Raw genomic sequence first — 6,902 nt, 5'->3', positions numbered from 1 at the left:
CCCTTGGAGAGGCCGATCAGAAAGGCGATGGCGGCATAGGCCGACATGTAGAAGGTCAGCGGGATGGCGATGGCGATGGCCACCGAGCGGTTGAGGCCAGGAATTACCCCGACGATATAGCCGAGCAGTACCCCGCCGAGGATGATGGCGATGGACTGGTAGTGAAAGGCCGCGGAAAAGGAGGTGAAGATGGCATCGAATCCGATCATGTCATACCACCCCGATGCGCATCAGGTGAGCGGTCAGGACGTAGAGCCCCAGCGCCGGGACCACGGCCACCGGCAGTAGCAGGTACCAGCGTCGCTCGCCGAGGATCAGCAGCAGGCCGCCGATCAGCAGCGGGGCGACCCAGGTCAGTGGAAAGCGGTCGACCAACACGATAAAGCCGAGCACGTAGAGGAACGGCCACAGCAGGTGCCAGAGCTGGCCGACATCCGGCATGACGATGAAGGGGGCGCTGCGACGCAGGAGCGCGACGGCGCTGATCAGGGCAAGCGTGATGGAACAGCCGAGGATCAGCCAGGCGCCAAGGGAGGCGAGGCGTTGGGGCTGGATCCCGATCGCAAAGCCACTGCCGCCGTAGGTCGGAATGATCCAGGCCAACAGCACTGCCGCAAGGACGGCAGTCGCGAGTCCTGACCAGAAATTCGTGCGTATCATGATATTGCCTTCGGTCGTTGTTCTTGAGGGTGCCGATGGTGCATATTGCCGCGAGCCCGCTGGCTTCGTGACATGATTGAAACAGCAATCGAAGGCGCTGGGACTTGGCGCTGCGTTGCACTCCAGTGCACTATCCGCCAACGTGAGTGCATCAGACTGCACCATCTATCTTGGGGAATCGCTGAACAAATCGCCGAGCGAGATGAAGCGCAAGGCGCACGGAGCACAGGAACCGGAGCATATGGGGTATATGTGAGGATTCTGAGCACCGCGCAACGCAGCGATTCGCTCGTGTAGGCATTTGTGCAGTGTTTCCTAGGCGCCGGAGGCCGGTGATATGAACGACGACTTTGTTGCCAACCTACGCCTGCTGTGCAGCTATTACCCCTCCATCGCCGAGGTGTGCCGGCGGCTCGAGATCAATCGCGCCCAGTTCAACCGCTACCTGAAGGGCCGCTACCGACCGCGGCATGCCGCCATGCAGCGCCTGTGTGCCTTCTTCGGGGTGGAAGAGCACGAGCTCTACCTGCCCCATGAGGACTTCTGCACCCTGGTGCAGGCGGGCAGGGTGCCGACGGCATTGAGTCAGGTATCGGGGGTCAGTTGGCCGGATGATCTGCTCAACCGTGGCCGTGAGGGCATGGCGCGCTACCTGGGGTGCTATTTCGAGTATTACCACTCGATGTCACGCCCCGGGTACCTGATCCGTACCCTGGTGTGCCTGGAGGAGCGGGAGAGTGGCGTCGTCTATCAGCGCACCGAGCGTATGCAGACGCCCGCCAAACCCCGGTCTTGTCATAACCGCTACCAGGGCGTGGCCGTCAAGCTGGCCGACCGGATCTTCCTGGTGGATCATGAGACGCTTAACGGTCACGAGCTTACCCAGACGATCCTCTTTCCCAGCTTTCAAAGTCAGGTGGCACGATTGACGGGTCTCAAGCTCGGCGTGGCGGACAACAGCGAGCGGATGCCCTGCTGCGTACGCGTCCTCTTCGAGCGACTCGACGAGCAGGTGGGCCTGCGTGAGGCCCTGTCGCAGTGTGGGCTGCTCTCTCTCGACGACCCCTCCCTGGATGCCGAACTGCTGGCCGCAGTGCACAACGACATGGCACCGGGGGAGCAGCACTTTCGGGCACGCCACTGAGCGCCAGCCGAGTCAATAGCCGGTCATCTCCAGGTAGCCCTCGCCGAGGCGCTCGCCGCTGTCGCGGTCATGGGCGGTGACCTCGCCCTCCCAGTAGGCGAAAGCCGTGTCCATCCAGCGCTCTGGATGGCGCGCCGCAACCTTGAGATTCAGCGCTTGCTCTGCTAGCTGTAGCCGCCAGCGGGTAGGCACTTCACGGCCGGCCACGCGACTGGTCTGCTGGGGGATCAGCGCCAGGTCGTCGCCACTCAAGGGTGTCAGTTGCCCATCCGGGGCGATCCAGCTGCCCGACAGGTAGTCGCCGCCCTCCTGGCCGCCGCCGCGCAGCCGAAAAGCCATCAGCTTATGGCCGTCGTCGAGGTGCAGCGAGAACCAATCCCAGCCCCGTTGGGTGGGCCCCAGCAGCTGGCTGCTCCACTCGCGGTCGAGCCAGCCGCGGCCACTGACGCGATGGGTTTCGCCATCCAGTTCGACCTCGCCCTCCACCCGCCAGAACGGCTGGGTGTAGTAGAACGAGCCCTGGCCGTCGGCGGACTTCTGGCTGAAACCTGCCTCGCCGTGTAGCACCAGCGGTCCCTCGGCGGTCAGCGTCAGACGGTAGCCGAACGGCTGGCCAGTGTCCTGGCCACGGGCGCTGACCTCGAGCTGCTCAAAGGTATCCCCCGCCGGGTCGACCACCCGGCTGCTCAGTCGCCAGTCGTCGAGCCAGGCGGCGAAGGGCTCGGCCACGGCGCCGGCCTGGGCGCGCCTTGCCTCGGCGTCGGGCAGCGACATGCCGCGCGCAAAGCGCTCCTCGACCAGATGCCGCTCGCCCCAGGATAGCGCGGCGTGGGCCATCCACAGCTGACGGCTCTGCCACGGCTGCACCGGGACGTCCGGCGAGGCGTCCGGCGGCGCCAGCGCCTGGCGAAACAGCGTCCACTGAATGCCCAGCGGCTCACCCTGCTCATCCTTCAGGTTGGCGGTCAGGTACCACCACTCGATGCGATAGTCGGGGTGGGGGCCGTGGTCGTCGGGGAAGCGCAGCGGCTGGCCGGGGCCTGCCTGGGCGTAGCCCTCGGCCTCAGCGCCGAGGCCGGCGAAGCCCTGCGGTGATTCGGTGACGGCGCTGGGGCGCAGCACGAGTGCCAGGGCAAGCAGGGCGGCAGCGACCAGCAGCAGGCGGCGAGTCATGAGGCGGAGAACTCCATCAGCAGCTGGCGGGGGCGGCTGCGCCATAGCCGCCAGAGGGGAATCAGCGCGGCCAGCCAGGCCACCGCCAGCGCCAGGCCCAGGGCCAGCAATAGCTGGCTGGGGAAGATATGCAGTGGCAGCCGCCAGCCGAAGGCGGCGACGTTGATCACCGCCACCAGCCCCCAGGTCAGGGCGATGCCCAGCGGGATTGCCAGCAGCGCGGTGACCAGCGCCGCCAGGCTAAGCTGGGCGAGCGACACCACGGCCAGCCTGCCCCGGGTCACCCCCAGCGCCCATAGGGGCGCCAGCTGGGCGCGGCGTTCACCGCCCTGGGCGAGCAGGCTGGTGAGCAGTGCTAGCCCCGCCACGGCCAGGGTCAGCACGGTCAGCGCGCGGGTGATGGTGAAGGTGCGCTCGAAGATTGCCTGGGCCTGCTGTTTCACGCCCTGCTGATCGAGCAGGCTGGCGCCCTCCAGGTCAATGGCGCGGTCGAGCTCGCGGCCCAGCGCGGCCACACCGCTGCCCTCGCTGAGCACGATGCCGAGGCTACCAGGCGGTGCGGCGAAGCGTTCGGCGAGTGCCGTAGTGGTCAGTGTCACCTCGCCGCGGGGATTGCCGTAGTCGGGGTAGACCGCGGCAATCGTCGTTTCGAGTGGACCCTCGGGGCTGCTCAGGGTGAAGCGGTCTCCGGGCCCCAGGCCGGTGGCGATCGCCAGCTGCTCGTTGACCAAGGCGTCGCCCTGGGCGAAGGCCTGCCAGGCCAGATCGACCCCCGCCGTGGTATCCAGCAACGGCCAACGCTGGGTCAGCTGGCTGGTGGGGGTGATGCCGTAGACGCCCACCGGCCGCGCATCGAGGCTATCGCTATGTAGGCTGGCATCGGCGCGGCGGGTGGGCAGCAGGGCAACGACCTCGTCGCGGGCCTCGAGCCAGGCTTGGGTTGCCTCGAAGCGCTCGGCGGGCGGGCGCAGGTAGGCCTCGGCGACCAGCCGCTGGTCGAGCCAGTCGAGGAAGGTGAGGCGAAAGCCACCGACCATGCTGCCGACGCCGAGGTTGGTGGCCAGGGCCAGCAGCAGTGCCATCATCGCCAGCTGCAGGCGTGGCAGTTGCAGCTGCAGGTCGGCCAGCGCCCACTGCGCCAGCGGGCGATGGCGCAGCCCGCGCACCGCCCAGCCCAGCAGCAGCCCGAGCAGCGGCGGCAGCCACAGCGTGGCCGCCAGCAGGCCGACGGCAACCAGCGCGAAGCCGGCCAGCAGCCGCTCCCCCGGGGGCTGGCCAGTCAGCCATAGCCATAGAGCCAGGGCCAGTAGCCACAGGCCGGCGCCCACCACCGCCATTAACGCCAGCTGACGCTGCAGCCCACTGCGCCAACGCTGGCGGTGACCCAGCGCCAGCACGTCGAGGTGTGCCGCCCGCCACAGGGTGGTGGCGCCAGCGCTGAACAGGCCGCCCAGGGTGATGGCGATACCGCCCAGCCAGTAGTGCCAGGGCAGCGTCAGCTCGCCGCCGACCTGCTCGCCGTAAAGTGACGCCAGGCTGGCCGCTACGTCCGGCAGCAGCTGGCCGGCCAGCCACACCCCGCTGACGATCCCCAGCAGCGCACCGATCAGGCCCAGCACCAGCAGCTCCGCGGCGAGCAGGGCGACCAGGGTCGTGCCAGGCACTCCCAGGGCGCGCAGGGTACGCAGCATGCCCAAGCGCTGCTCCAGGGTCAGGCTGAGTGCGGCATGCACAATGAATAGCCCTACCACTAGCGCTAGCAGGCCCAAGGCGGTGAGGTTGAGGTGAAAGCTGTCGCTGAGCTGGCCGGGGTCGGCCAGCCGCTCGGCGCGGAGTCGCACCAAGTGGCTAGGCAGCTCGGCGGAGTCGCCGGGGGCGATCAGTAGATGGCTGATGGCATCGGCGGGCAGGCCGAGCAGGCTACCGGCCACGCCGATATCGGTGATCAGGGTGTCTGGCGGTACGCTGCTATCGAGTACCAGCGGTGGTAGGCGGCGGCCCTCGGCGCTGACCAGCCCCCCCTCCTGACGGGCCGATGCCAGCGAGGCCAGGGTGTCGGCGGCCAGCCGCGTGCGCCATGGCGGCTGCAAAAAGTCACTGAGCGCCTCTGGGCCACCGCTGGCCTGGATGCCGCTGGTATCGGGCAGGGTCAGCGGCTCGATGCCGAGCAGCGTGACCCGCTCACTGCCCAGCAGGACCAGCTCGCCTTCGATTATCGGCGACACCGCGATGCCTGCTTGGCGCAGCGCCAGATAGTCGTCGAGCAGCAGGGCCTCGCCGTCGCGGCGCTCGAGGCGATCCAACCCGGCGTCGAACAGCGCGGCGCTGCGGTCGTAGCTGTCCCGGGCCGAGGTATTGATCGCCTGCACGCCACTCCATAGCGCGCTGGCCACCCACAGCCCGAGCAGCAGCATGACCAGCTGGGCGGGATGGCGCCGGTAGTGGGAGAGCAGGGTGGCGCCAGCGGCGGCGATCACCGGCTGGCTCCGTGCGCGTTGCGGATGGCGCCGAGCTGGCCGTGGGCCAGGGTTAGGCAGCGGTCCAGCGGTGCTGCCACCCGCGGGCTATGGGTGACCATCAGCAGCGCGCAGCCGCTGGCCTGGACCAGGCCGAGCAGCAGGGTGAGGACCTCGTCGGCAGTGGTCTCGTCGAGGTTGCCGGTGGGCTCGTCGGCCAGCAGCAGGGCGGGGCGCACCGCCAGGGCGCGGCCGATGGCCAAACGCTGCTGCTGGCCGCCGGAGAGCTGCTCGGGGTAGCGCTGGGCCATGTCACCGAGCCCCAGTCGCGCCAGCAGCTCATCGCACCAGGCCGGGTCGTGGCGGCCGGCGAGGCGTGCCTGCAGGCTCAGGTTGTCGGCCACGCTGAGGCTGGGTACCAGATGGAACTGCTGAAATACCAGCCCCACCGCCTCGCGTCTCAGGCCGGCCCGTTCGGGTTCGGAGAGCGACGAGAGCACTCGGGTGGCCAGGCGAACCTCGCCGGTGTCGGGCACATCGAGACCCGCGGCCAGGTGCAGCAGGGTCGACTTGCCGCTGCCCGACTCACCCATCAGCGCCAGGCTCTCGCCGGCGGCGAGGGCCAACGAGACGCCCTCCAGTACCCTGAGCGGGCCCTGGGGCGTGGTGAAAGACTTGCTGACCTGGTGCAGCTCTAGCATAGGGGGCTCACCTGAGGGACGCGCCATGAGTGTTGCATAAAAAAGGCGCCACCCGTAGGTGGCGCCGAAGCCGTCTTGCGTCAGCTATCAGTGGCTATGATCGTGATCATGGTCATGGTCATGCGCGTCGTGATCGGGATCGGCCAGCGCGGCATGCAGGGTGCTGGCGTTGTGACGCATCATGCCCAGGTAAGTGCTGGCTTCGCCTTCGGCGGCCAGGGCATCAGCGTATAGGGTGCCAGCGACCTCCAGGCCGGTCTCTTCAGCAAGCTGGTTGATGATTGCCGGGCTGGTCATGTTCTCGTGGAACAGCGCCTGGACGTTCTGATCATGGATCACGTCGATCAGCTCGGCCATGTTGGCGGCGCTGGGCTCGGCCTCGGTGGACAGCCCCACCGGGGACAGGAAGCGCAGCCCATAGGCGTTGGAGAAATAGCCGAAGGAGTCGTGGCCGGTGATGATGGTGCTGGACGGCGGTATCTCGGTGAGCAGCTCGCGGATTTCGGCGTCGGTGGCTTCCATTTCGTTGATATAGCGCTCGGCGTTATCGCGGTAAGCTTCTTCGTTGTCCGGGTCGGCGTCGATCAGGCCATCGCGAATATTGACCACATAGGTCTGCGCCATGGCCAGGTCCTGCCAGGCATGGGGATCGTACTCACCGTGCTCATGATCATGATCGTGGCCATGGTCGTGGTCGTCGTGGCCATGGTCATGGTCGTGGTCATCGTGGCCATGGTCATGGTCGTGGTCGTCGTGGCCATGGTCATG

General features: G+C 67.6%; 7 protein-coding genes. 1 reads left to right on the top strand and 6 read right to left on the bottom strand.

Features of this window, described 5'->3' with window-relative positions; translation table 11 throughout:
- Both BLT16_RS20200 and BLT16_RS20195 read right to left on the bottom strand, forming a co-directional pair.
- Nucleotides 1-209, bottom strand: a 209-nt coding sequence (locus tag BLT16_RS20200; protein ID WP_176817296.1) for a tripartite tricarboxylate transporter permease, incomplete at its 3' end; no start/stop codon positions are given.
- A 1-nt stretch (nt 210) separates the two neighbouring features.
- Complete coding sequence (locus BLT16_RS20195; protein WP_089660738.1) at nt 211-660, bottom strand: hypothetical protein; 450 nt, start codon at nt 658-660, stop codon at nt 211-213.
- A 337-nt stretch (nt 661-997) separates the two neighbouring features.
- Between BLT16_RS20195 and BLT16_RS20190 the strand changes: the two genes are divergently transcribed.
- Nucleotides 998-1,804: a helix-turn-helix domain-containing protein gene (locus BLT16_RS20190; RefSeq protein ID WP_089660737.1), complete on the top strand. Its 807-nt coding sequence runs from the start codon at nt 998-1,000 to the stop codon at nt 1,802-1,804.
- A 12-nt stretch (nt 1,805-1,816) separates the two neighbouring features.
- Here the strand turns inward: BLT16_RS20190 and BLT16_RS20185 are convergent, their stop codons facing one another.
- The 4 genes from BLT16_RS20185 to BLT16_RS20170 all read right to left on the bottom strand — a co-directional run.
- Complete coding sequence (locus BLT16_RS20185; protein ID WP_089660736.1) at nt 1,817-2,977, bottom strand: lipocalin-like domain-containing protein; 1,161 nt, start codon at nt 2,975-2,977, stop codon at nt 1,817-1,819.
- Complete coding sequence (locus tag BLT16_RS20180; protein ID WP_245701785.1) at nt 2,974-5,454, bottom strand: ABC transporter permease; 2,481 nt, start codon at nt 5,452-5,454, stop codon at nt 2,974-2,976. The genes BLT16_RS20185 and BLT16_RS20180 overlap by 4 nt, the downstream gene beginning before the upstream one ends.
- Nucleotides 5,451-6,134 (bottom strand): ABC transporter ATP-binding protein, encoded by a 684-nt coding sequence (locus BLT16_RS20175; RefSeq protein ID WP_089660735.1) that lies wholly within the window; start codon nt 6,132-6,134, stop codon nt 5,451-5,453. Before BLT16_RS20175 ends, BLT16_RS20180 begins: the two co-directional genes overlap by 4 nt.
- 87 nt (nt 6,135-6,221) lie before the next feature.
- Nucleotides 6,222-6,902, bottom strand: a 681-nt coding sequence (locus tag BLT16_RS20170; RefSeq protein WP_176817295.1) for a metal ABC transporter solute-binding protein, Zn/Mn family, incomplete at its 5' end; no start/stop codon positions are given.

The organism is Franzmannia pantelleriensis, from assembly GCF_900102875.1.
In the GTDB taxonomy this organism is placed as follows: Bacteria; Pseudomonadota; Gammaproteobacteria; order Pseudomonadales; family Halomonadaceae; genus Franzmannia; species Franzmannia pantelleriensis.
Note: the sequence above shows the minus strand (reverse complement) of the source record. Positions and strands in the feature narration are given on the sequence as shown.

What these genes read in the sequence shown, in the direction of transcription:
- BLT16_RS20195 (WP_089660738.1), bottom strand. Translation starts at nt 660, where the DNA reads ATGATACGCACGAATTTCTGGTCAGGACTCGCGACTGCCGTCCTTGCG.
- BLT16_RS20190 (WP_089660737.1), top strand. Translation starts at nt 998, where the DNA reads ATGAACGACGACTTTGTTGCCAACCTACGCCTGCTGTGCAGCTATTAC.
- BLT16_RS20185 (WP_089660736.1), bottom strand. Translation starts at nt 2,977, where the DNA reads ATGACTCGCCGCCTGCTGCTGGTCGCTGCCGCCCTGCTTGCCCTGGCA.
- BLT16_RS20175 (WP_089660735.1), bottom strand. Translation starts at nt 6,134, where the DNA reads ATGCTAGAGCTGCACCAGGTCAGCAAGTCTTTCACCACGCCCCAGGGC.